This window comes from Kribbella caucasensis (assembly GCF_004361855.1).
Classification (GTDB): Bacteria; Actinomycetota; Actinomycetes; order Propionibacteriales; family Kribbellaceae; genus Kribbella; species Kribbella caucasensis.
The window spans coordinates 306625-330057 of record NZ_SNWQ01000008.1; the positions used below are offsets into that span (position 1 = coordinate 306625).

General features: G+C 66.9%; 27 protein-coding genes and 2 pseudogenes. 15 read left to right on the plus strand and 14 right to left on the minus strand.

Features of this window, described 5'->3' with window-relative positions:
• Positions 1 to 152 precede the first annotated feature (152 nt).
• From EV643_RS18945 to EV643_RS18980, 8 genes are all read left to right on the plus strand, one after another.
• A complete protein-coding gene (locus EV643_RS18945; protein WP_166665488.1) occupies positions 153 to 1178 on the plus strand; it encodes a carboxylate-amine ligase in 1026 nt (341 codons plus the stop codon).
• A complete protein-coding gene (locus EV643_RS18950; protein WP_133801408.1) occupies positions 1175 to 1825 on the plus strand; it encodes a HemK2/MTQ2 family protein methyltransferase in 651 nt (216 codons plus the stop codon). The genes EV643_RS18945 and EV643_RS18950 overlap by 4 nt, the downstream gene beginning before the upstream one ends.
• A gap of 341 nt (positions 1826 to 2166) precedes the next feature.
• Positions 2167 to 3504, plus strand: a complete 1338-nt coding sequence (locus EV643_RS18955) for a neutral zinc metallopeptidase (protein WP_166665489.1) — start codon at positions 2167 to 2169, stop codon at positions 3502 to 3504.
• 278 nt (positions 3505 to 3782) lie between these two features.
• Positions 3783 to 4352 carry a hemerythrin domain-containing protein gene (locus EV643_RS18960; RefSeq protein ID WP_133801410.1) on the plus strand — a complete coding sequence of 190 codons (570 nt, stop codon included), beginning with the start codon at positions 3783 to 3785 and terminating at the stop codon, positions 4350 to 4352.
• 76 nt (positions 4353 to 4428) lie between these two features.
• Positions 4429 to 5577, plus strand: coding sequence for a zinc-dependent alcohol dehydrogenase (locus tag EV643_RS18965; protein WP_133801411.1), 1149 nt, complete (start codon positions 4429 to 4431; stop codon positions 5575 to 5577).
• A gap of 16 nt (positions 5578 to 5593) precedes the next feature.
• Positions 5594 to 6175: a hypothetical protein gene (locus EV643_RS18970; protein WP_133801412.1), complete on the plus strand. Its 582-nt coding sequence runs from the start codon at positions 5594 to 5596 to the stop codon at positions 6173 to 6175.
• A 339-nt stretch (positions 6176 to 6514) separates the two neighbouring features.
• Positions 6515 to 6862 carry a hypothetical protein gene (locus EV643_RS18975; RefSeq protein WP_133801413.1) on the plus strand — a complete coding sequence of 116 codons (348 nt, stop codon included), beginning with the start codon at positions 6515 to 6517 and terminating at the stop codon, positions 6860 to 6862.
• Between the two features lie 414 nt (positions 6863 to 7276).
• Positions 7277 to 7564, plus strand: a complete 288-nt coding sequence (locus EV643_RS18980; RefSeq protein WP_133801414.1) for a hypothetical protein — start codon at positions 7277 to 7279, stop codon at positions 7562 to 7564.
• 5 nt (positions 7565 to 7569) lie between these two features.
• On the opposite strand, the pseudogene EV643_RS18985 reads toward EV643_RS18980, so the two are convergent.
• Positions 7570 to 8280: pseudogene (locus EV643_RS18985) on the minus strand (cytochrome c oxidase subunit I); the annotation flags it as partial.
• A gap of 303 nt (positions 8281 to 8583) precedes the next feature.
• Here EV643_RS18985 and EV643_RS18990 point away from each other — a divergent pair.
• A complete protein-coding gene (locus EV643_RS18990; protein ID WP_133801415.1) occupies positions 8584 to 9039 on the plus strand; it encodes a hypothetical protein in 456 nt (151 codons plus the stop codon).
• Positions 9040 to 9044: 5 nt separating this feature from the next.
• On the opposite strand, the gene EV643_RS18995 is transcribed toward EV643_RS18990, so the two are convergent.
• From EV643_RS18995 to EV643_RS19005, 3 genes are all read right to left on the minus strand, one after another.
• The gene (locus tag EV643_RS18995; RefSeq protein WP_133801416.1) at positions 9045 to 9524 is read right to left on the minus strand and encodes an MSMEG_6728 family protein; all 480 of its coding nucleotides are present in this window, start codon (positions 9522 to 9524) and stop codon (positions 9045 to 9047) included.
• 891 nt (positions 9525 to 10415) lie between these two features.
• Complete coding sequence (locus tag EV643_RS46485; protein WP_255513002.1) at positions 10416 to 10538, minus strand: hypothetical protein; 123 nt, start codon at positions 10536 to 10538, stop codon at positions 10416 to 10418.
• Positions 10525 to 11319 carry a GAF and ANTAR domain-containing protein gene (locus EV643_RS19005; RefSeq protein WP_133801417.1) on the minus strand — a complete coding sequence of 265 codons (795 nt, stop codon included), beginning with the start codon at positions 11317 to 11319 and terminating at the stop codon, positions 10525 to 10527. Before EV643_RS19005 ends, EV643_RS46485 begins: the two co-directional genes overlap by 14 nt.
• A gap of 189 nt (positions 11320 to 11508) precedes the next feature.
• Between EV643_RS19005 and EV643_RS19010 the strand changes: the two genes are divergently transcribed.
• Positions 11509 to 12090, plus strand: coding sequence for a TetR/AcrR family transcriptional regulator (locus tag EV643_RS19010; protein ID WP_133801418.1), 582 nt, complete (start codon positions 11509 to 11511; stop codon positions 12088 to 12090).
• A gap of 138 nt (positions 12091 to 12228) precedes the next feature.
• Here the strand turns inward: EV643_RS19010 and EV643_RS19015 are convergent, their stop codons facing one another.
• Positions 12229 to 12603 (minus strand): DUF8129 domain-containing protein, encoded by a 375-nt coding sequence (locus tag EV643_RS19015; protein WP_502255084.1) that lies wholly within the window; start codon positions 12601 to 12603, stop codon positions 12229 to 12231.
• 201 nt (positions 12604 to 12804) lie between these two features.
• Here EV643_RS19015 and EV643_RS19020 point away from each other — a divergent pair, with 201 nt between their 5' ends.
• A complete protein-coding gene (locus EV643_RS19020; protein WP_133801420.1) occupies positions 12805 to 13485 on the plus strand; it encodes a GAF and ANTAR domain-containing protein in 681 nt (226 codons plus the stop codon).
• A gap of 98 nt (positions 13486 to 13583) precedes the next feature.
• Here the strand turns inward: EV643_RS19020 and EV643_RS19025 are convergent, their stop codons facing one another.
• Positions 13584 to 13802, minus strand: a complete 219-nt coding sequence (locus tag EV643_RS19025) for a hypothetical protein (RefSeq protein ID WP_133801421.1) — start codon at positions 13800 to 13802, stop codon at positions 13584 to 13586.
• Positions 13803 to 14033: 231 nt separating this feature from the next.
• On the opposite strand from EV643_RS19025, the gene EV643_RS19030 reads away from it, so the two are divergent.
• A complete protein-coding gene (locus tag EV643_RS19030) occupies positions 14034 to 14840 on the plus strand; it encodes a sigma-70 family RNA polymerase sigma factor (protein ID WP_133801422.1) in 807 nt (268 codons plus the stop codon).
• Between the two features lie 679 nt (positions 14841 to 15519).
• On the opposite strand, the gene EV643_RS19040 is transcribed toward EV643_RS19030, so the two are convergent.
• The 4 genes from EV643_RS19040 to EV643_RS19060 all read right to left on the minus strand — a co-directional run bounded on the left by EV643_RS19040 (position 15520) and on the right by EV643_RS19060 (position 18145).
• Positions 15520 to 15990 carry a DUF4383 domain-containing protein gene (locus tag EV643_RS19040; protein WP_133801423.1) on the minus strand — a complete coding sequence of 157 codons (471 nt, stop codon included), beginning with the start codon at positions 15988 to 15990 and terminating at the stop codon, positions 15520 to 15522.
• Positions 15991 to 16402: 412 nt separating this feature from the next.
• Positions 16403 to 17023 (minus strand): DUF3618 domain-containing protein, encoded by a 621-nt coding sequence (locus tag EV643_RS19050; protein WP_133801424.1) that lies wholly within the window; start codon positions 17021 to 17023, stop codon positions 16403 to 16405.
• Positions 16999 to 17424, minus strand: coding sequence for a phage holin family protein (locus tag EV643_RS19055; protein WP_133801425.1), 426 nt, complete (start codon positions 17422 to 17424; stop codon positions 16999 to 17001). Before EV643_RS19055 ends, EV643_RS19050 begins: the two co-directional genes overlap by 25 nt.
• A 1-nt stretch (position 17425) precedes the next feature.
• Positions 17426 to 18145, minus strand: coding sequence for a hypothetical protein (locus EV643_RS19060; protein WP_133801426.1), 720 nt, complete (start codon positions 18143 to 18145; stop codon positions 17426 to 17428).
• A gap of 253 nt (positions 18146 to 18398) precedes the next feature.
• On the opposite strand from EV643_RS19060, the gene EV643_RS19065 reads away from it, so the two are divergent.
• Positions 18399 to 18698 carry a hypothetical protein gene (locus EV643_RS19065; protein ID WP_133801427.1) on the plus strand — a complete coding sequence of 100 codons (300 nt, stop codon included), beginning with the start codon at positions 18399 to 18401 and terminating at the stop codon, positions 18696 to 18698.
• 250 nt (positions 18699 to 18948) lie between these two features.
• A pseudogene (locus EV643_RS19075) lies at positions 18949 to 19346 on the plus strand (AMP-binding enzyme); the annotation flags it as partial.
• Positions 19347 to 19413: 67 nt separating this feature from the next.
• Here EV643_RS19075 and glnII read toward each other — a convergent pair.
• Positions 19414 to 20433, minus strand: coding sequence for a glutamine synthetase (gene glnII / locus EV643_RS19080; protein ID WP_133801429.1), 1020 nt, complete (start codon positions 20431 to 20433; stop codon positions 19414 to 19416).
• A gap of 295 nt (positions 20434 to 20728) precedes the next feature.
• On the opposite strand from glnII, the gene EV643_RS44890 reads away from it, so the two are divergent.
• The gene (locus EV643_RS44890; RefSeq protein ID WP_202869615.1) at positions 20729 to 20896 is read left to right on the plus strand and encodes a hypothetical protein; all 168 of its coding nucleotides are present in this window, start codon (positions 20729 to 20731) and stop codon (positions 20894 to 20896) included.
• A gap of 496 nt (positions 20897 to 21392) precedes the next feature.
• Here the strand turns inward: EV643_RS44890 and EV643_RS19090 are convergent, their stop codons facing one another.
• The 3 genes from EV643_RS19090 to EV643_RS19100 all read right to left on the minus strand — a co-directional run bounded on the left by EV643_RS19090 (position 21393) and on the right by EV643_RS19100 (position 23427).
• Positions 21393 to 21794 carry a DUF6262 family protein gene (locus EV643_RS19090; RefSeq protein WP_133801430.1) on the minus strand — a complete coding sequence of 134 codons (402 nt, stop codon included), beginning with the start codon at positions 21792 to 21794 and terminating at the stop codon, positions 21393 to 21395.
• A 378-nt stretch (positions 21795 to 22172) separates the two neighbouring features.
• Entirely contained in the window at positions 22173 to 22313 is a 141-nt protein-coding gene (locus EV643_RS44895; protein ID WP_202869616.1) for a hypothetical protein, read from the minus strand.
• A gap of 58 nt (positions 22314 to 22371) precedes the next feature.
• Positions 22372 to 23427: a phenylacetaldoxime dehydratase family protein gene (locus tag EV643_RS19100; protein WP_133801431.1), complete on the minus strand. Its 1056-nt coding sequence runs from the start codon at positions 23425 to 23427 to the stop codon at positions 22372 to 22374.
• Positions 23428 to 23433: the final 6 nt, after the last annotated feature.

Sequence of the window (23433 nt, forward strand, 5' to 3'; positions counted from 1 at the left end):
TGGGGCTGAGCGATCCGCTGCTGAGCGCGTCCATGATCGATCGGAGCGGATTCCAAGGGTCTTCTGGCGCTCCGCCGTCCGGCCGGTGGGCCGGCGCGCCCCTCGACACTGCGCTGCTCCGGTCGCTGTTTTCTAGCACCGTCGCCGGAACCGTGGGTTTCGAGGAGGAGCTACTGCTGGTGCACCGGGGGAGCTGGCTGCCCGCGAATGCCGCCGCCGTGCTGGCGGGCATCGGCGACCCGCGGGTGAAGCCGGAGCTGCCGGCCTGCCAACTCGAGATCGCGACCTCTGTTCACGAGGACGTGGCGGACGCTGTCGAGGAGTTGGGCTCGTGCCGAGCGCTGGTCGCCGCCGCCTGCGGCCCCGACCTGGCCGCGATCGCCGCGCCGGTTCACCCGCTCCTCGACGGACCCACCGCACTGTCGCCCACGGAGCGGGCCGCCGGGCTCGGGGCACGCTACCGCGAGGTGATCGGTCGGCAGCTGGTCTCCTCGTTGCAAGTGCACCTGGCCTTTGGCGATGCCGACTGCACGCTGGGCGTCTACCACGCGTTGCGGAACCTTCTCCCGGAGCTGGCCGCGCTGGCCGGGGCCGCTCCCTTCGCTGCCGGACGGGACACCGGCCTGTGCTCTGTGCGTCCGGTGATCGCCTCCCAGCTGCCCCGCCAGGGCGTGCCTCCGGTCATCACCTCCTGGGAGCAGCTCGCCGACGACCTCGCCTGGGTGGTCCGAGGGGGCGCTGTGACCGACGCTTCGGAGTGGTGGTGGGAGCTCCGACCGCATGTCCGCTTCGGCACGCTGGAGCTGCGGGTCCTCGACGTGCAGGCGACCGTGGATCGGACCAGTGCGGTCGCCCGGCTCGTGCACGCGCTCGCTGCCAGGCTTGCCGACCTGCACCACCTCGGCGAGCTCCAATCGCCGGCGCCGACCTGGAGGATCGCGGAGAACCGGTGGGCCGCGCTCCGCGACGGTGTCCGGGGAGAACTCCTCGACCTCCGCACCGGCGAGGCCCGATCCACCCGCCGCTGCCTTCACGACCTCATCGACGCCGCCGAGCCCCACGCGCCGGGCGGCCTGGACGACGTACGAGCGATGGTGGAGGACCCACCGGTGGAGCACCTCCGAGCGCTCGGTCCTGAACGCGTGGTGCCATGGCTCGCGGAGGTGTTCACCGCATGAAACTGCTGACCCTTCCAGGCGTCTTCGCCCCGATCTCCGACTCGTGGATGCTGGCCGACGCCATCCGCCAGGAGGCCATCGGTCCGGGCTCGCAGGCGCTCGATGTGTGCACCGGGAGCGGTGTTCTCGCCCTCACCGCCGCCGAGTGCGGCGCGACCACGACCGCGATCGACGTCTCTCGGCGAGCGCTGCTCACTGTCCGGCTCAACGCGTTCCGGTCCGGCCTGCGCGTCCGGGCGCTCCGGGGCCGGACGTTCGCGCCCGTGGCCGGCGAGCGGTTCGACTTGATCGTGAGCAACCCGCCCTACGTGCCGTCACCGAAGCCCGACGTGCCCCGCAATGGCGCCAGCCGGGCGTGGGAGGCGGGTCACGACGGCCGAATTGTTCTCGACGCGCTGTGCGACGGGGCCCCTGCCCACCTGCGCCCCGGTGGGGCGCTGCTCCTCGTGCACTCGTCCCTCATCGGCATCGACACCACCTTGCAGCGGCTGCGACGGGTCGGTCTGGTGGACGTCGAGGTGCGAGCATGCGAGCGGGGTCCGCTGGGCCCGCTGATGCGAGCGCAGCAGGCCGCAGGGACGATCCCCTCCGACGTCGACGAGGAGGACGTGGTGATCATCCGGGCGAGCGCCCCACCGGCCCGCTGATGACAGTCGTCTGACCCATACCCGATCCTCGCCGTAGGTGGTCCCGACCGCTTTCGGACTCGGCCGGCAGCAACAGGTGGATGCATTTCAGCCTTCGCCACGGCGCTGACCATGCTCGGAGGCATGCGTCTTGCTGGACGGCCACCACGGAGCCATCTCCGCCAACCCAGTCCGCGAGATCGAGCCGATCGAGGCAGAGGCCAGCCGTACTTCGCTGGCTCGAGAGCGATGGGGGCGCCATGCGGAGAGAGCGACGATTCGGCGGTCGGGATCGGGGTACCGCTGCCGCGACCTAGTGATCAAGGGGCGCCGCCGTGATGGAACCCGGGAACACAGTGCGTATGGAAAGAGGCGCGGGGCGTCTCAGCCTTCTGGTCGTCGTGGCGGCTCTGGTCGCCGTGATCGCCTTGGTGTCCCGGAATCGACCGGACGACGGCCAGGGCCTCGACGGCCTATCGCTGGGGCGTACCTCCCCCACCACGGACGTCACCGGCGCTGCACAACGCAGTCTGGTCGACTACTGGTCCGCCGAACTGCCCAAGGTCTACCAGCAGGAGTTCGTGGAACTCGCCGGTGGCTTTCAGCCGAAGACTCCACAGAGCCGGCCCTTCTCCTGCGGTGGCCAGCCGCAGACGTACGCCGACCTGCGCGGTAACGCGTTCTACTGCGGTGCCGGCGACGACTACATCGCGTGGGACGACGCCGGACTGTTTCCGCGGCTGACCGAACAGTTCGGCAGCGTCGCGCCGGCCATCGTGCTCGCCCACGAGCTGGGTCACGCCATCCAGGCACGCGTCCGCGTCGAGGCGGTCTCGGTCGTTCGTGAACTGCAGGCCGACTGCTTCGCCGGATCATGGACTCGCTTCGCCGAAACCTCCACAACTGACGCGATCAGCCTGACTGACGGTGCACTCGACAGCGCGGTGGCGACGATCCTGACGTTGCGAGACCAGCCTGGCACCGCGGCCACGGCTCCACAGGCCCACGGCCTGGGGTTCGATCGGGTCAACGCGTTCCAGACCGGTTATGAACAAGGCGCTGAGCGTTGTGCACAGTTTCCGCAGCAGGGTGTGGTCTCCACCGAACTGCCGTTCCGAACGGCGACCGAGGCAGCGACCGGCGGCAACCTGCCCTACCCGGAAACCGTGGAGCTTCTTTCCGGAACCCTCAACGACTTCTGGTCGACCGCTGTACCCCAGCTTCGCACCGGCGAGACGTTCACCGCACCCACGCTGAACGCGACGGACGCGGACAAGCTGCCGACCTGTCCCGGAGACCTCGAGCAGGGCGGCCTCTCGCAGTACTGTGCCGCGACAGCATCGATCGATTGGCTGACCTCGCGGGTTCAGACTGCCCATGAGCGCATCGGTGACCTGGCCACTGGAGCAGTACTCAGCCAAGCATGGGCGGAAGCCGCGCAGAGCCAGTCCGGCCTGCAAACCACCGGCCGGCAGGCCGGACTGCAGCGCGACTGCTTCACCGGCGCGTGGCTCGCGTACCTCGCCCAAGGCGACCTGCCCAGCTCTCAACTGTCCCCCGGCGACCTCGACGAAGCGCTCACCGAGATCGTCGCGAGCAGTTTCACCGAAGACGGCCGGCGAATGGACCGCGGCGGCGCCTTCGAGCGCTCCAAATCACTGCGCGCCGGAGTGTTCGAAGGCCTGACGAGCTGCCTGTGAGCTCACACTGGGCAGCTCAGTCCACACCGGTTGGGCGCCCCCGGTGCGGTGTCGGGGGCGACCGTCGGGTCTGTGGCCGCGACAGGATCCGGCTCTCCCGCTGCCACCAGGTGGACCAGGCGGTCGTCCCGTCCTGCGCACGCCGTCCCTGCGCTCGTTCGCCGTCACCGCCTCGGTACCCCGCCCCCGCGACATTCAGACGGCAGCAGACACACGTGCTTGCAAGGCCTCCCGGGGGGTACCTACGCACTTCCACCACTACGTAGGAGGAGAAGCTGATGACTTCCACCGACGGCGACACCAATCGGGACATGATCGACGTCCTCACCGCGGACCACAGAGAGGTCGAGAACCTCACCGATCAGATCACGGCCACCGTCGACCCGGAAGAACGCCGGGACCTGGCCGACCAGCTCATCGCGGAACTGGTGCGGCACTCGGTCGCCGAAGAGATGTACGTCTATCCAGCGATGCGCGACCACCTGCCGAACGGTGAGCAAGCCGTCGAGCACGACATCCAGGAACACAAGGAACTCGAGACGCTGATGAAACAGCTGGAGGGCGCCGACACGGACAGCGCCGAGTTCGAGGACGTGCTCGGGAACCTACGGCAAGCACTCCTCGACCACGTGCAGGACGAGGAGACCACGCAGTTCCCGCAACTGCGGGCCCATGTCCCTGCCGCCACGCTGGTCGAGCTGAAGGAAAAGGTCGAGCTGGCGAAGAAGGTCGCACCCACCAGGCCACATCCGGCCGCACCGAACGCCGAGCTTTTCCACAAGCTCGTCGGTCCCGGAGTGGGACTGGTCGACCGGCTCCGGGACAGGCTCACCGGCCGCTCGACCTAGCAGACATCCGCCACGGCTGCGGGTTTGCCGCGCCCGGGCCGGGGCACTGGCTGCCTTTCGCGAAAAGGAGTCGCCCATGCGCGCCATGGTCTACCGAGGTCCGTACCGGATCCGCGTCGAGGACAAACCGCGCCCGGCGATCGAACATCCGAACGACGCGATCGTCAGAGTCACCCGGGCCGCCATCTGCGGCTCGGACCTGCATCTGTACCACGGGATGATGCCGGATACCCGGGTCGGCATGACGTTCGGGCACGAGTTCATCGGAGTCGTGGACGAGGTCGGCCCCTCGGTCCAGACCCGGCAGCCCGGTGACCGGGTGATGGTGCCGTTCAACATCTTCTGCGGGACCTGCTTCTTCTGTGCCCGCGGCCTGTACGCCAACTGTCACAACGTCAATCCGAACGCGACGGCGGTCGGCGGTATCTACGGCTATTCCCACACCTGCGGCGGGTACGACGGCGGCCAGGCGGAGTACGTCCGGGTGCCGTTCGCCGACGTGGGCCCCAGCCCGATCCCCGACTGGATGGACGACGAGGACGCCGTACTGCTGACCGACGCGGTCGCCACCGGCTACTTCGGCGCCCAACTCGGCGACATCGGCGAGGGCGACGTCGTCGTCGTGTTCGGCGCCGGCCCGGTCGGTCTGTCCGCCGCCAAGTCGTCCTGGCTGATGGGAGCCGGGCGGGTCATCGTCATCGATCACCTCGAGTACCGGCTGGCCAAGGCACGCACCTTCGCCCACGCCGAAACCCACAACTTCACTGAGCACGCCGATGTCGTCGTACTGCTGAAGAAACTTACCGACCGCCTCGGCGCCGACGTGGCGATCGACGCCGTCGGCGCCGAGGCCGACGGCAACCTACTGCAGCACATCACGTCGGCGAAACTGAAACTGCAGGGCGGCTCCCCCATTGCGCTCAACTGGGCCATCGACTCGGTCCGGAAGGGTGGCACCGTGTCCGTGATGGGCGCCTACGGCCCGATGTTCAGCGCGGTCAAGTTCGGCGACGCGATGAACAAGGGCCTGACGCTGCGGATGAACCAGTGCCCGGTAAAGCGGCAGTGGCCGCGGCTGTTCGAGCACGTCCGCAACGGCTACCTCAAGCCCAGCGAACTCGTCACCCACCGCATCCCGCTCGAGCACATCGCCGAGGGCTACCACATCTTCTCCGCCAAACTCGACGGCTGCATCAAGCCGCTCGTCGTACCCGAAGCCGCCTGACGCCGATCGGAGCGACATGGCTTACACACAGCAGAAACCACCGAACCCGGAAACCAGCGGGCAACTGCGTGCACGCATTCCTGGCTGGGGTGCGGATCTCGATCCGAAGGACCGTCCAGCCGTACCGAAGGAGCAGTTCGAACCGCATCCGTACGGCGCCGAGTGGGACTTCCCCGACCGCCAACCCGAGGAACGGCCACGGGAGCGGTCGATCGAGCACGAGTTCCTCACCCCGGTCTTCGGCACATCCTGCCCACCTCACGGCGTCTCAGGTGTGATCCGCAGGACCGCCTACCAGCGATACAGCGAAGGGCGAGCGGCCCACTGGCTCCTCCTGATCGCAGCCGACCGGGTCGACGCGCTCGAGAGCACGCTGAGATCCTTCGCTTCCCGGCACCCCGACAACCCAGTCACCGAGACCGGGATCCTCAGCGAGATCAAGCACCATGGGCTGCGGTCCCGCCGCGGCCAGAAGCGCGCGGACCTGATCCATCAGCCCTTGGATCCGTTGATCGTCGCCGCCCCATGGATCATCGCGGGCGTCCTGGGCTACCGCGCGGTCCGCCGCATCCGTCGCTCCCAGGGATCGACATCATGACGACCCACAGTGGCCCCATCAACCGACGGCACGTGGCGAGCTTCCACCTCCTGATCCGAACCTCACAGCAGCGGATCCCCAGTACCTTCCGCGCTGAGCCAGTAACCCCAGTACGGGTCAGATGAGCATATTCAGGACGACAGTGAGCAGGATGGAGGCGGCGACGGAAACCAGGATCATCAGCAGACAACCGGACCCACCTCCCACCGGACGAATGCGAACCGCAACCATTGCCTTCTCCTCGGGGGCTGCCTTCTTCTGGACATCGCCGGTACCCGCCAGGACGCGCCACACTCACGCAGGGCGTGTAGAAGATCTCACGCGGGGAACCTGCAGGCGATGCGACGGTTGCGCATTCTCCTACTGGCCGGGCTCGTCCTGGTGGTGACATCGGCCGGGGTTCACGCCACCGCGGGATCTGCTGACCGCGGTGGTCGGACCCGAGCGGCGGTCCAGGCTCCAGTCGCGGACACTCCGTCGCCGACCTTGGGATCGACGCCGCAGCCCGGCGTGAACCCACCAGGCGACACCGATGCGGATCCCAGCGACTTCGACCAGACTCCCTTGGCGGTGATCTCGTTCCTCTTCCTGGGCCTGCTCGTCGGCGGATCGCTGCTGTTCTACCTGTGGCGCCGCAGCCGTCGAACGCGGGAATTGGCGCGCCAGCGCCGCGACGGTGACGAGTAGGGAGATCGATTCATGTCGACAGGTCGAAAAGCCATCGGGGTCATCCGGCGCACCGCCGAAACAGTGGTCCGGGAGACCTTTCGCCGGATCGCTGCTGCGCGCGGTGCCGCCGCCTTTCATCCCCGCGGACTGGCGTTCGAAGCCACACTAGAGCTGGTGGCTCCGCTCCCCGAGGGACGGTACGACGCCATGGCGAGGCTCACCAAGGGCGCTGGCACTCCCGACGGCCTGGCAGACGTCCTAGGGCTCGCGATCCGGGTTCGACCAGCGGCCGATGATCCCTGGGATTTGTTGATGTCCAGCGCGGGACAAGGCCGTCTGACCCGATGCTTGCCGCTGCCCGCCCGGGATTGGAGCACTGCGCGTTACAGCACATTGTCTCCGTACGAACTGGACCATCGGCGATTCTGGCTCATGGCGACTTCACGAGGACCGAAGGTCGGTCACGCATCGGTGTCGGGGCTCGCACACAACGCACCCGAAGCGTTCGCCCTCGCGATCGCCGGTCTCACGGGAGGGTGGCTCACCGTCGGCCGGCTGACCCTGCTGGACCCGATGAGCGACACGGGTGATCGGCTCGATCCGATGCTCAACTCCCCGCCGGGCTGGCAAATGGCTCCTGCCTGGCTGCGAACGGTGCGGGAACTCGCCTACCAGGGCAGCCGCCACGGGCACGCGCCGCCAATTCGGCCCGGGACGTGACGACGTCAGTCGTCAGTCTGCTGTTCGAGATGTTCGACGCGGCCCTGGTCCTCACCGGCGTCGAGGAGGTTGTCGGCGGGCGCTCCGGTGTCGCCGTACTCGGTGAGTGCGACGCGCGGATGGTGTACGTCGAAGGCCGGGCTGTCGGAGCGGATCCGCGGCAGCTGGACGAAGTTGTGCCGCGGCGGTGGCGAACTGGTTGCCCACTCCAACGACCGGCCCCAGCCCCACGGGTCGTCCACCTTCACCAACGGCGACCGGCGTGACTTGTAGACGTTGTAGAGGAACGGCAAAGTCGAGAGCCCCAACAGCATCGAGCCAACCGTCGACACCTGGTGCAGAACGGTGAATCCCTCATTCGCCCCGTACGACGCGTAGCGGCGCGGCATGCCTTCAACGCCCAGCCAGTGCTGCACCAGGAACGTCGTGTGGAAACCGATGAACAACATCCAGAACTGCAGCTTGCCGAGCTTCTCGTCGAGCATCCTGCCGGTCATCTTCGGCCACCAGAAGAAGAACCCGGCGAACATCGCGAACACCACGGTCCCGAACACGACGTAGTGGAAGTGCGCGACCACGAAGTACGAGTCGTTGAGCTGGTAGTCCAGTGCCGGCGAGGCCAGGATGATTCCGGTCAGGCCGCCGAACAGGAACGTGACCAGGAACCCGATCGACCACAACATGGGCGTCTCGAAGGACAGCGATCCCTGCCACATGGATGCCCGCGCAGGTACCCCCCGCATCACAATCCATGCGGTCCACGCCCATCCGACTGGTGTCTTGCCCAGCCTGAGACGCTCATGCGGATTCGTGCCCGGTCGCCGATGCAGCCGACACACTCAGCCAGGTCAGCGGAGCTTGCCGGTGTTGCGGATCGGGTTCTCGAGCTCATGCCGGGGCCGTGCAGGTCTCACTACTCCTCGGACGAATCATGCTTCAGCTGCGCCTAGCGCTGTCGGCCCGACAGCGCATAACTACGCGCACGGTTTCGGCGCGCGGGTGGTGGGCACCGTCTGCGCATGACTGAGCCTGCGGACCTGCAGCCCGATCTGGACGTGCAGCCGGCTCCGGCAGGGCACGAACGTCCCTGCGGTGTCGACGATCTCACCGTCGCGGCGGTCGGGACGTTGACCGATGCGATGGAGACGGCAATCCGGGCGCGCGGTCACCTCTATGCGTTCCATCAACTGACCGGACGCGCAGATCACCGGCTCGACGATGCCGTAAAACTGCTGCGGCAAGCCGGCCACCACGACCTGGCGGACCGGATCACCACGGAGCTCGTCGGCCGCAACGTGATCCCCGGCCACTGGACGTTCCGAATCATCGAGGAGTACGACGACCACTACTACGGCCCGTTCGCCGACCTGGAGAAGCAGGCCCGCGACCAGCTCACCGGCGGCAAGCGCCACCTGAACGAGGCAGAGATGAAGCAGCGTCGCGTCACCCCGGGACACCCCGGCCACGAGATCTGACATTCTCAGCCCGGCCCCCGGCATGGCCCCCGATCGGATGACGGCCACACGTAGGGCAGGTTCGGCGGGTCGTTGAACAGCCAACCGTAGTACTCCGGATCCTTACGTAGCAGCGCCGAGCGATGGCTGGCATGGAGGGCGTCGTCGCCCAGCCAAGGCGGCAGATCACCCGCTTCGCCGAGGTCGGATTGAGTGCGCACGTCCCGGACCTCACACACATCGGCGAGGTCACGAAGCAACGTCACCTGGCAGGTGTCCGCCCGCCCCTGCGCCGTCCAGGCTCGGCAGATCTCCAGGCCGTACCGCACCAGTGCCTCTTCGTACCCCGCCCACATCTTCACCGCCGGATGATGACGCCAGCCATATCCCTGAACCGTCAACCCGCGAAGAATCTGCAGCGCCTCCACCCGTTGCTTGCCCAGACGACGTGGATCCAGCACGGCAGCGCTGTCCGCGAAGTCCGGAAACGGCAAGAACGACTGCATGACCACCCCCTTCGCTGTCGGCTGCGGTACCCCGGCGCCGCACCAAATCACCTTCGCCGCGGCGATCTCCCAAACCGGATCGCCAGAGGTTCCGCATTGATGACGCCGCCGAGCCGGCTGTATCGCCCTTGCGGCCTTCTTCGCCTCTGCCTGGAACTCGGCCTTCGCGAGCTCCAGTTGCCGGCGCGTCAGCTGCCCCAGATGCCGACATCGAAGCCGTCCTGCGCCAACACGACCGCCGTCGCCCGGCCGATACCACTGTCCGATCCCGTCACGATTGCTTGCGGCATGAACCTGCGGTACCCGGCCGGATCCCGGAAAGGCCTGGCGGCTAGCTGGAGTCGAAGACATTGCCAGTGGTCGGTGCCGCACCGCCGGCCGCCGAGCGTCACCGGTGGGCCGGGCGCGAATGGCCGACTGCGGCCGGGGTACCTAGGGAGTCGCTGGTCCTACCGGTTTGGCAGAAGCCGGGTACCGGTCCAGTGCTGACAAGGAACCAGAGCCAAGCATGATCCCGTCACATTCCGTTGAACCGGCTACTCGACCGTGTCTGAAGCAGGCGACTGCGCTGTTGACCGAGTGGTTCGGTGTGACTGCCTCACAGGCTGACGCCCTGATCGCCACCTGCGCGCGTAACTGCCGCAGATCACCGAAAGCCGTTGCCGAGGTGCTGGTGCACCAGGTCTGGCGGGGTGACGGGATCTACCTCGACCCCGCCGTGGCCCGCACCCTCGAACACGCCCTGCGCAAGCTTCCCGAAGTTGTCGCCGCCAGCATGGATTCCGAGGTCGCCATCGGGCCTCGCGGTGACCGGACGGTTAGCTCTGCAGTCTGCGGGTTCCGATTACCTGGTCGCCGACCCGCATCGGACCCGGGCGTCGAGGTCCGTTGCTAGGGCAGGGTGCCGGTGGCGAGTAGCCAGCGGCCCGCCTCCACGATCGGGAATTCCGGCGCTGTGCCCGTAGTCATGTCCAGGGCGAGGACCAGCTGGTCGGCGGTTTCAGGAAGCTCCATCGGTGGAGTTGTGGCGGCAGTTGCGGCCGGCGGTGGGTAGCTGGCCGGTGTCGAGCAGGTGCTGTGCGACGTTGCGCAGCTTGTTGTTGGAGTCCTGTGAGTAGCGCTTCAAGATCTCGAAGGCGCGGCCGTCATCAATGCTGTACCGCTCGCGCAGGATGCCGATGGCTTGGCCGATTCGCTGGCCGGTTTCCACAGCCTCGAGGAGGGAGTCGTGCTGTCTGGCCGACGCGATCGCCACTGCGCCGTAGGTGGCAACGCGCGGTGCTCTGGCGTCCTCGGCGTCGAAACTGTGCGGTTGGTCACCGATCAGGGTCAAAGCGCCGAAGGTGGAGCTGGACGCCGTGAGCGGAATGGCGAAGATCGAACGACCGCGGGCTGCGACCTGACGCACCCACAGCGGCCAGCGGGTTTCGCGGGCGGTGTCGGGAACCAGAACGGACAAACCGGTCGAGATCGCTGTCAGACACGGCCCTTCACCGCACTGCAGCTGAGCGAGCAGCGCGGCGTGTGAAGCGTCGTCGGTGGCGGCCGCTGCTGTGATCCTGGCGCGATGGCGCAGCGCGATAGTCGCGTGGTCACAGGCCAGGAAGTCGACTGCGAAGGCCAGGAACCGGTCCATCGTCTGCTGCACGTCGGGTGCCTCGTGTAGCTCGACGACCAGGTTCTCCAGCCGGTCTTCTTCGAGGATCGGCGCCGGCCGGGGATCTCGCGGTGCGGTGCTGTTCAGCTGCGTGGGGCCTGTCGGTTGCGGGCCTTGGTCGGCTGCCGGGAAGGTCATTGGTTTCTCCGAGTCGGAACCGGTTGGGTTCCATTGCGCTCGATACCCTGGTCGGCACACACCGCTGCTTGATGTGCCCGGGTCAGACGAGGCCGGGAGGCTCCGACTGCCGCCCACTGAATCGCGGGTAGGAAGACACCTCTTTCTACCGTGTGTCCGGGCTGATGTCGAGGGCGTAGAGTGAGTGGCATGACGGTCGACGGGGCAACGGAGCGGAAGCGGGCGCCCCGGCAACGCATTCTCGACACCGCCTACGAACTGATTTCGCGTCGAGGTGTCCGGGATGTAGGCGTCGAAGAGGTGATCGCCAAAGCAGGCATCGCCAAGGCGACCCTGTACCGGCACTTCCCGTCCAAGACCGATCTCGTCTTGGCGGTGCTCGAGCAGCGCGAGCAGCTCTGGACGCTGGGTCTGGTGGAGGCCGAGGCGCGCCGGCGTGGCGCCACCGCCGAGGACCGGCTCCTGGCCGTGTTCGATGTCTTCGACGAATGGTTCCGCAGCGACGAATTCGACGCGTGCACGTTCGTGAACGTGCTGTTGGAGATGGGTCCGAATCATGTTTTGAGCGAGGCCAGCATCCGCCACCTAGGAAACATCCGCACTGTGATCGCCGACCTGGCCACTGAAGCCGGCCTGCGGGAGCCCGAGGAGTTCGCCCGCTCCTGGCACATCCTCATGAAAGGCTCCATCGTCTCCGCCGCAGAAGGCGACACCGAAGCCGCACGGCGCGCACAAGCCATGGCGGCCAACCTGATCGACCAGTACCGCTGAACCGCATCGGGCGAGGAACTGGCGGATGCTTCTGCCACTGTCGGGCGGCTGAAGTTCACCCTTTGGGTACTGGACGGCCGCCACAGCAACCCGATTCCGGGTTGAACGGCGTGGCGACCCAGGCGTCGATCTTGGCCGTCAGATGTTCATGACGCAGGCGCAGAAGGTGGACCTGCCGACCGGTGTCGACGCCGGCCTGTCCCGCGCAGCGTCGAAGACAACCGCCTCCCGATGGCGCTCGCCGTACTCGGCCTGACCCGCTTGACCGCTGAGGCGTCGATCTCCGGTTTTCAGCCAGTTCGGAGTGCCGCCGGTCGGTTCATGCCCGTCGTGGAGCTGGTCGCGACGACGCTGGAGCAGGTTGAGTACTTGGACCCGTTCCGCATCATTGCGCTCGTACTCGATCAACTGCTCCACCCGCTGGACGTCGAGTGAGCGGACGCGGGCCGCGAGGGATCCGACGGGCAAGTGGTCGAACTCTGGCGACGGTAGCGAGCCATCACCACCCGTCATGTCGCCCCCCGTGCCCGACTCTGAGACGTGATCCTCGTGCACTGGTCATCGCTCGCCAGCTCCTCGGTCCGTTGTCCTTGCGACACGCGGTTTCCAACCGGCGTCCGCGCAAACTCGGCGGATGTAACGTCCCGGATCGACGCGCGTACGGCGCTTTGCGGTGGATAGCGTCAGGTGTTGGAGAAGGGGTACCGGGATGCAATGGATGACCAGCGACTTCTCGAGCTCATGCAGCGGCTGTCGAGGTCCCTGACGCCGGGCGACCTGGACCACACGCTCAGCCGAATCACCGGGGCAGCGGTGGAGGTTCTGCCCAGTGTCGAGTTCGCCAGCATCACCGTCCTGCATCGCGACGGCAGACTCGAAACCGTCGCTCCCACCGACGACCTGCTCTGGGGCGTCGACGCCGCACAGTACGAACTGCGGGAGGGGCCCTGCTACGACGCAGCCGCCGACGCGGTTCACGTCGTCTCCCCTGATCTGGCCAACGACCAGCGGTTCCCCCGGTACGCCGCAACCGCAGTGACCGCGGGTATCAACGCTCAAGCGGGCATCCGGCTCTTCGAGGCCCCCAAGTCCCGCGGTGCGCTCAACCTCTACGCGAGAGAGACCGGCGCCTTCGAGGACCTCGGTATGTTAGGCGCCTTCTTCCAGCATCAATCCGCGATGGCGATCGACTACGCCCGCGAGATCCAGAATCTGCGCGAAGCCGTCCGAACCCGCGGCATGATCGGCCAAGCCGTCGGCATCGTCATGGAGCGTTACAAACTCACCGACGACCGGGCCTTCGCGTTCCTCACCCGGCTCTCGCAGCACGGCAACATGAAACTGCGCGCGATCGCCGAACAGATCATCGCCACGAGCGAACAACCGCCCCGCTAACCCTGCTGGACCGAACAGGTTTCGCCCCAATGAGCGCTGATCGCCGATGAGGTCAGTGCGGGCTCACGGTCACGAGGTCTCCTGCAGTTCGAGAATCCTCATCGTCGTTCCGGCACCACGAGCTGATATGTGACCCGGAACCCCGGGCAGTACAGAACCATCACCTCGTCACCATCCGGTCGGCCCCAGCCAGTGCGCAAAGGCAGGTTCTCCAGCCTTTCCACGAGCTGGGCTGCCTCGGCGGGCGCGCGGCCACGCAACGCGGCATCCAACTGCGTGAGCGCCAGCGAGCTCCACACCAAGTCGTTCGGCACCATCTCCAGCGCTCGTGGCGGTTCCCCCCGCCGAACGATCGAAACCCACCAGATGCGAACTTTTTGGAGGATGCTGCAGGTCTGCCGGCCGTCGATGGAGCGGGCTTCAGCGTCGGTCTCCCACCGACGGGCAGCGGTCCGATTCAAGCCGGTAGAGGTGGGTACGTGGGTGTGGTCTGGCCGTGGTTCAACCCTTGCCACCTCCGCTGGACAATGGAATTTCAGGCGGCTCCCATGTCGTTCAACAGCCAGCAGCCCCGGCCGACCGCAACGGTGGCAGACTGCACTGATCCGCGCAGCGAGCAGGCGGCAACTGCGGAAAGACTTCTCCGGGAGGCTGCGGCAGCCACCGGGCGACGGCGAGAGGACCTGCTCGATCAAGCGATCATTGCATCCGTTTCGCTCGCCCGCACGCTGGCGAGCCGCTACTACCGGCGCGGCGTAGACGCTGAAGACCTGGACCAGATCGCGTACGAGCACCTAGTGAAGGCAGCCCGCAGCTACCGGCCGGTCGACGGCTCCGATTTCCGGTCGTTCGCCATTCCCACCGTCCGCGGCGGGATCCGGCACCACTTCCGGGATCACGCCTGGGCCGTCAAAGTGCCTCGTCGCCTGCAGGAAATACAGACGCAGATCAGCGCGACAGAAGCGGCCCTGACAGCTCGCCTCAAACGCTGGCCCACAAGCCACGAACTGGCCGACGCCCTCGGCCTCGACGTGAAGGAGGTCATCGAGGCGCAACGAGCTCAGGGATGCTTCAGCCCGTCTTCTCTGGACGTTCCCCTGCACGACGGCTCGTCGATGACGCGCGGTCAGCAGGTCGCCGATCCCGCTGACACATACCAGCTCGTCGACCAGATCGAGTCGCTGCGCCCGGTCGTTGACAACCTGTCGGCCCGTGACCGGCTGATCTTCCAACGGCGCTTTCTGGAACATCAGACCCAGTCCGAGATCGGTCACGAAATCGGCGTCAGCCAGATGCAGATCTCGCGGCTCCTCGGACGGATCATGCTTCGGCTGCGCGTGGCGCTGTCGGTCTGACAGCCCATCGCCTGGACACATGGCGACCGGTTCAGCATGAAGTCACGTCATCTCGAGGTGGATGACGATCCTGGCAGCCGTCTGGCCTGGTCCGTGAGGATCAGAACGGCCTTCTCCAGGAGCTCGCCCGCGCTGACAAGCATGCGCGCATCGCGATCCGTGACCCCCGACGTGGGCCGAGGTCTGGATCGGGAGTTGCAGGTAGTCGATCGGGGATGCCGGACTCGCGAAGTGAAGAACGACGTCGGCCGGACCCGGCACGTGCAGGAAATCGGTGATGTCGCAGCGTGTCAGCGTGAAGTCCGGTGCTGCAACAAATGCGCCACGTTGTCGGGCGCGCCAGTGACGAAGTTCTCCAGGCAGATCACCCGGTGGCCGTCAGCGAGCAGTCGCTCGCTCAGATGACTTCCGAGAATCCCGCACCACCGGTCAAGACGATTCGCTGTCCCGACATCTTCGCGCACCTCGTTCTTCCCCGCCGACAGCGCAACCAGTACCTACGCAGGCAGCCAAATCACCCACCATCTTCATCGGTCACAGAAGATCGAAGTGTGGCTGGTACCCCCGGGCGGAAGCAGAATGCACGACCGAGCCACGAACCACCGGAACTTGCCCCGACATTCGGATCCTGAGGTCGGGGTACTGCTCCGATGAGGCATGGCCGGCTACGCCGCACCGATCAAGAGTGGGAGGCTGGTGCCGCAGGCCCAGTTGCGCGACGGGTGAGTACTAGGCCGAGCAGGATCATCACCAGACCCAAACCAAGGTGAAGCCAGTTGTCGGCAGTGTTGACCGGGACGAAGTTGGCTTGGCTGGACTGGTCGATGATCAGGCCGTAGATCCACAGGACCAGGTAGACCGCTCCCCCGGCGATCAGGTAGACCCTCGCCGCGCGCGCGGTGCGAGACATTGCCAGTCCGACGACGCCGAACAACAGGTGGACGATGTTGTGCAGGATCGAGACCTGGAACAAGCCGAGCAGCATCGCGTCGGAATGGTGACCGGCGAAGTCGATGGTGTCGAAGTCGGTCGTGATCCCCGGAACGAATCCGAGAACGCCGACGGCCAAGAACGCGATCGCCACGCCGACCGCGGCTTTCTGGACAGTGGTGGCCCCCGCGCTGTGGTGGGTGTTCACCGAACCGGACATATCGATGCCCCTTCTCTTCGTAAGCCAAGATTGCGGCGCGGTACCCCGTTCGCGGCCCTGTACGCGTACCGGCCGGAATTCGGTGGCGCCCGCCGCCCGACGCGCGCCACGAATTTCCGAGTTCACTCGAAGCGCCGACCGCTGGCGGCCGCCCACAGCGATGGGGAGTCCCGCTCTTCTTTCGCCTTGTCCTGAAGTGCTCCCGCTACCTTCTCGACGGTGTTGGGCAGGTCCATGGCCCCTGAAAGCGTGCGTCCGGACGTGTGGGCGCGGGCATCGGAGCCGTCGTGGTGGGACCGTCGTGGTCACTGAACTCGCCGTCCCGCCTGATCACTTGCCATCAGCCCGCCACCGGGATCTCCGTCGGCTTGTCGCATCCACCCCGGAACGTCCGGCCGTCGTTCGTCGCTCATCAGCTGGAGGAACCGGCCTGCCGCACGTTGTCTGCCGAGTCCTTCGCATCTCCCGCGACCTGCTGAGCTGCCGACCGGCTCTGGTCCGCCACCTCGCTGGCTGCCTGGGACGCGGACTGTTTGACCTGCTTAACGGTTTCCTGCGCCGGCTCCTGCAGATTCTCCTTGACCTCTTGGGCCATCTGGGCAGCCTGCTCCTTCACTGGGCCGGCTGCGTCCATCGCTTTGTCCTTGGCCTCCTGCGCCATCTCGCGTTCCTTCGTCGACGCGGGGAGCACGGCGGCCGCGACCCAGCCAGCCGCGAAGGCGATCATGCCGGCGGCCAGCGGCGTACCGCGAGTTCTCGCCCTAGCCATGTCCGGTGCCGAACCGACAGCGTCACCGACCTTGCTGCCCGCGTCCTGCACTGATGACACCGCCGAGCCGGCGGTGTCGCCGACCGACTCCGCGGAGCCCATCACTTGCTCCTTGAACCGGTGAACTCCGTACCGGGCTCGATCGACCCGCCGGCCGACAACGCGACTAGGACTGACCTTCTCGGTCAAGGTGTCGACGTCGCGGCCCACGTTGCGTCTGGTCTCCTCGATGTTTCGCTTCAGCTGTTCCGGGTCTTCATCCATTTCGCGTCCTCCTTGAGTGATTCGACCGTCTGGTCGGGTTTCGGATTGACCTCCCGTAGCTCCTTGCGTCCCGTCATCGCCAGAACGGCGGCAACGACCGCCCAGACGGCGGCGACGATGAGCGCTGCCCAGATGCGATCCATGGCTTCGTCCAGAGCCCACATCACCGTCAGGGAGAGGAACAGAGCGACCATCCAGCCTGCGAAGGCCGCACCGCCGAGCATGCCCGCTCCCTTGCCGGCCTTCTTCGCCTCTGTCTGGAGCTCGGCCTTCGCCAGCGCCAGCTCCTGGCGGGTCAGCTGTCCCAGATCGGTGGTCAGCTGGGAGACGAGCTCGCCGACCGACTCGTCCATCGACAACCGCTTCGGACCGCTGTCGGGTGGTGATCCGCCAACACTCATGTCACTGGTCCGATCCGGGTCCGAACCTGGGCGTCACCGGCGCCCCTGGATCCGGGTCGGGCACTACCGCGCTGGCGACAGGGGGTGGCGCCGAGGTGGGGGCGACCGGCGGAGCACTCATCGGTGCGGACGGCGGCGGGACGAGATGGTCGTCGGCGGCAACGACGGAATCCGCCGACCCACTACGTTCGGTCGTGGTGCTGCTCGACGTCTCGGTGCCGCCCGCTGCCAAGGCACGCGTGAGGCGACCGGCTAGGCCCCCGGCTGCCGCGGACGCCAGCAGGAACATGCCAGGCTTGCGCCGGGCGAATCCGCGCACCTCTTCCAGCAAGTCGCCAGGCTCGTGCTTCTGCAGGAAGTCCGCAGCCTGATCCGTGAATTCGGCACCGCGCCGAGCCAGCTGAGCGCCCAAGCCGGGCTGACCGTGCTCGGCCATCCCCCGCAGCTCATCACCCACTGAACGAAGACTGCGAGCGGCCCGCTCCTTCTGCTGGCTTGCCTGCTCGACCAGTTCGTCCCGCGTCTGACCGACCAGCCGCCGGGTCTGCTGACCGAGATCCGACGTCACGTCCGATGCCTTGTCCTTGACGGTCCCCGCAACCTGACGAGCGGCCTCGGCCGATGTCTCTTTCAACTGTCCGGCTTCGTCCCGGGCTGCCTCGGCCACACCTTCCGCGGGTGGACCGTCAACGTCGATCCGATGGTTCGTCGTGGGCGTCATGTGACGACTCCTTCCAGGAGCATGATGGGGCGTTGCGAAGCTCGTTTTCACGCACGCGTCTGATCCGCCGCTGACGATCGTCGGCGAGAGCTGTTGAGAGAAAGGTCCAACGGGCGAAATAGGCACGGCATCCGTACCTCGCAACAAGACGTGGCAAATGGCACTCTGTCGTACCACCCCTGAACTGCCTGGCCAGTACCCATCGTCGAACCCAACAATCCCGCTGAGCCCAGGCGAGTTGAGCCATCGGGACATGCTCGAGTTGCACGGCCTCTGGCTGATGCGCAACGACCGCGACATTCACGAGATGCTCGCCGGGCTTGAACCCAATCAACTCGGCGAAGCCGGTCGCTGGTCGGTGTGGCCGCCCGCAGTCTGCCGCCAGGGCTTGCGGTCGGGCGGTTCTGGCAGTCCTTGCTCGGCGGCGACCTGCGTCGCGACGAGCATGGTGACACCGAACTGCACGGTGGACCCGTACGACTGGACTTTCCGCGCGTACCAGATGGCAAGCAGGTCAAGAACCGATGCACCTGGACCTGTACGCGCCTCCTGACACGCGGCAGCGTCTGGAACAGGCCGGCGTCATCGCCGGCTACCGGGACGTCATCGATCCCGTGGCCCTGGGTCGCGGGCTGGAGGTCCTGATCGACGTCGAGATCTACGCCAACGACCGCAAGACCGTCGAGGAGTTCGTGGACACCGTGGCGTCCTACGAGAAGGTCACCGAATTCAGCCGCAGGTACGGCGCCCCGACTACTTCGTCCGCGTCGCGGTCGCCGACCACGGCGCCTACGATGCCTTCCTCAGCGGCGGGCCACCGGTTGTCCACCACTGAATCGAGTCCGCGCTCGTCTCGCACCCGAAGGTCGCCGAGGCCGCCGTTGTCGGTGCGTCCGACCCGACCACGGGTCAGGTGATCGCGGCGTTCGTGATCCGCCGCTCGGGGCCGGGGGACGGCGGTCCGGACGTGGTCCAGGAGCTCCGCAACCACGTCGCCAAGGACATCGGCCCGGTCGCGAAGCCGCGCCAGATCATGGTCGTCGCCGAACTCCGCGAGACCCGCTCCGGCAAGCTCAGGCGCCGCCTCCTCCGCGACGTCGCCGAGAACCGCGAGCTAGGCGACGTCACCACCCTCGCCGACTCCACCTTCGTAGACCTCATCAAGTCCACCCTCGAATCCGGCAAGACCGACGAGGACTGACGTCGTACGCCGAAGGCCCCCGAGAGATTTTCCTGGGGGCCTTCTTGTGCTTTGGGGGGTGGGGTGGTCAGACCTGGCCGGCTTTTTCCAGGGCGGTGCAGCAGGTGTTTACCAGGAGTCGGGTGACGTTGTAGGGGTCGATGTTCGCGTTGGGGCGGCGGTCCTCGATGTAGCCCCTTTTGTCTACCTCTACCTGCCAGGGGATGCGGACCGAGGCGCCGCGGTCGGAGACGCCGTAGCTGTAGACGTCGTGCGGGGCGGTCTCGTGGTCGCCGGTCAGGCGCTCTTCGATGCCGTCGCCGTAGCCGGCGATGTGCTCCTCGACCTTGCCTGGGGCGCCGAGGGACTCGCAGGCGGTGATGATCGCGTCGTAGCCCTCGCGCATGGCCCGGGTGGAGAAGTTGGTGTGCGCACCGGCGCCGTTCCAGTCACCCTTGGCCGGCTTGGCGTCCAGGGTCGCGGCGACGTCGTACTCCTCGGCGATGCGGTAGAGCAGCCAGCGGGCCACCCACAGGTGGTCGGCGACGTCGACCGGACCCGCCGGGCCGATCTGGAACTCCCACTGGCCGGGCATGACCTCAGCGTTGATGCCGGAGATCTTCAGGCCCGCCTCGATGCAGGCGTCCAGATGCTTCTCGACGATCTCGCGGCCGAAGACCTCGTCGGCGCCGACGCCGCAGTAGTACGGGCCCTGCGGGGCGGGGAAGCCGACTGCCGGAAAGCCGAGCGGGCGTCCCTCCTGGAAGAAGGTGTACTCCTGCTCGATGCCGAACCAGGAATCCTGCTCGGCGTACCGTTCGGCGATCGGGAGGAGCTTGGCCCGGTTGTTGGTCGGGTGCGGGGTGCCGTCGACGAGGTAGACCTCGCACAGCACCAGCTTGTGGTCGCCGCCGCGGATCGGGTCGGGACACGAGAAGACCGGCTTGAGTACGCAGTCCGAGTTGTCACCGGGTGCCTGGTTGGTGCTCGAACCGTCGAAGCCCCACTCCGGCAGCTCGGCGCCGTCGGCGAGGATCTTCGTCTTCGAGCGAAGCCGCGCGCTCGGCTCGGTACCGTCGATCCAGATGTACTCGGCCTTGTAGGTCAACCGTCTGTCCCTTCGTCGCGGCCGTCCCTCAGGTGTTCCTGAACCGACCGATGCCGACAGTGTCAATCGGCTATTACGGACCTGTTGCCCGATTGTGAACAGCGCGTTAACCGCCCCTCCGACCTAGTGTTTCGTGGTGTGACGATGGTCGACGCGGTTCTGGCGATCGTCCATGCGGGGCTCGCGGCGGTATGGGGGTCGGCGGTATGGCCTACTCGCTGTTCGTCGTACAACCCAAGCTGAAGACGGTACTTCGGTGCCGACCACGCCGGTCGCGAGGCGCTCACGACAGTGATTGCCTCAGGCAGCCGTCGGGAGGTGGGTCGGACTGATCGCGGCCATCGCGGTGTCCGGGCTGCTGTGCCTTGTGATCGACAACCAGCACTGGTGGATCCACACGCTCAAAGGGTTCCTGTTGCTCTGCGCAACCGGCATCTTCTGGTACGTCTCCTGGTGGCATTGACCTCAGCGTGTGTTCGCGACGGCCGCCGAGCTCCCTTGCCCTGCAACGCCGCCTGACCGTCCTCGCGAGCACCCTGCCGAGGCTCGCCGGACTCGCCTTCGCGCTCGGGTGGCCGCCGTACATCTATGCACGTGCAGTCAATGAGGTGACCCAGGACGCGGTCTCGTCCAAGACCGCCCGGTCGCCCTGGAAGGCGCCGCGGCGCCTTCCCAGTCGACGACGAATCTGCGGTGGGCTCAGCATGCAGTCCATCCTGACGTCCTCGCGGCCAGCGGTCATCCGAAGTCAATCCGGTGGCGACTTCGCCAAACGACCCCGGGGCGGTTCGCTCGGGTGGCTCGAGGAGTCGGTGGCTGTTATGGCCGGTGCGGGCGAGCCACCCTGAAGGTGGTGCTCGTGCAGGCAGTCGCCGCGGCCAGCGCGGCGTCTGCTGCGATAGCCACTGCCCAGCGGTGCAGCGAACGACATCTCCGGCGCGGATGCCCGTGAAAACGGATCACCCCGGCAGTTTGCCGGTCACTCCGATTGCTCGTAACTCGCCGAGCGCCTGGGCGAGTTGCCGGCGGAGTCGCTGGTCGTCGTCGGCGAGTTCAGCGTTGCGTGCGTTAGCGACCTGGAGCCGTTGCAGCAGTGACGGGTCGGTAGTGCGTTGTCGCGCGGGCACCGCTTGCGTCGGTGCTCGGTCGTGAAGGCTCCGGAGTCGTTCGATCTCGGCGCGGATGTCGGGTTGTGTGTAGGGCCACGACCTGGATTCTCCGGCGGACTTGGCGACGATCTCGAAGGTGACGGCGCCGCCGGACGCGTCGAGCTCGCGCAGCGTCCGGATGGTCCTGCTCCGGGTGAGTTCGTGGCAGCGCCGGGCTGCTGTGGTCAGGTGGATCGTGTTGTCAGCTCTCATCGCTCCTGCCCTGGTCGTTGTGGCTGTCGTCGTCTTCGAGGGCGCCGATGATCCGGTCGAGGTTGCCAAGCACCTGCCGGTTCATCTCCGACAGGCCGCTGCTGTCCTCGGGCCTCGGCGGCAGAGATGATCGAGAGCATGTACGACGGCGTGACCATGATGACGTCGGGCCGGAAGTCCTGGATCAGCTGGACTTGACGCTCGGTCATCCCACCCGAGACCGGCACCACCATGCAGCCCAGCCGTTCGGCGCCCGCGTGCGCACCGAGCCCGCCGGTGAACAGGCCATAGCCATAGGCGTTGTGTAGCGTGTGGCCGGCACGGCCGCCGGCCGCCCGGATGCTGCGGGCCATAACGGTGGCCCAGTTGTCCAGGTCGTCACGGGTGTAGCCGACGACGGTGGGGCGACCCGTGCCGCACCGACCACTTCAGTCGGTCCAGCTGCAGGGCGCGCAGCTCGTCCACCGACGCGGTCTCGATGGGCTCCAGGTCTCCCGGACGCGGGCTCAGGTCCTGCATGACTCACTTCCTCGAACTCTTGTCGCCTCCCGGCCAGCGTGCTGAACGTCGCGATCGGTCAGGACACGGCACGCAGCATGCCTGTCCGCGCGTGGCAGCCGACGTACACGAACCGCTGCTCGGTCGCCGCCGGGACGGTGACCTCGTGGTAAAGCCGCAGTCTGGACTCCGGGCCGAAACTGGACAGGTGTCGCATGGCCACGCCGAAGATCTGCACGTGGGTCGGGTGCGATGCCGCCCAATCCTCCAACGCACTCAGGTCCCGCCACCAGCTCACACCGAAGGTGCGGAGCGTGGGCTGGTCGTTCTCGTCCAGCACCGTCATGTAACGGTTGTCGTAGCAACCGATGCCGTTGCCCTGGTCGCGCAGGAAGTCCATCCCCTCGCGCAGCGAAGGCTCGACCTCGGCGAGATACGCCGACCGCTCGGTCTCGCCGGTCTCGGTGAGGTCCTGGCCCGACCGGATGACGCAGGCGTTCTCATGCAGCACCACCGTGCACACCGGTCCGTCCTCGACGATCCTGGGGGTGCCCTCCGGGTAGAGCGGGGCGCCCTGGCTCAGCGGCAGGCGGTCCCGCATCGAACCCCAGTAGGCGTGCTCCTCGATCATCCCGCTCATGCCCGTGCCCGCGCCGGCCACGCCCTCGACCTTGTCATTGGCCGAGAAGATGGTCTCCAATCGGTCCACCGACGGGGTGACCAACTCCAGGAAGTGCCCCACCCCGTCCGCCACCCGCGCTGGGTCCGTCCACGGCGCCCCCTCGGCGGAGTACCAAGCATCGAAGGCAGCCTTGTCAACCCAGTAGGCAATGCCGATCACAGTGGTGTAGCCGTCGGCGTCGACGTAGCGGGCCCGGTCCCAGTACGCCGGCCCGTCGGTCGCTGCGAACCGCTGCCGCATGTCGGCGAGCGAAGCGGCGAGCGCCGGGTCGTCCGCGTCGCGGACCTGCACTCCGAAATACGCCATCACCACGGCCGTCACGTCCTCGCCGAACCGTGCCGAGAACGACGGGTACGGCGGCTGGTACGCGCCGGGCTTGTGCTTCGGGGAGCGCCCCTCACGCAACAGGTGCGGAGCGATCGAGGACTCGAGTGTCGATGTCTCCGCGCTCATGGCTGC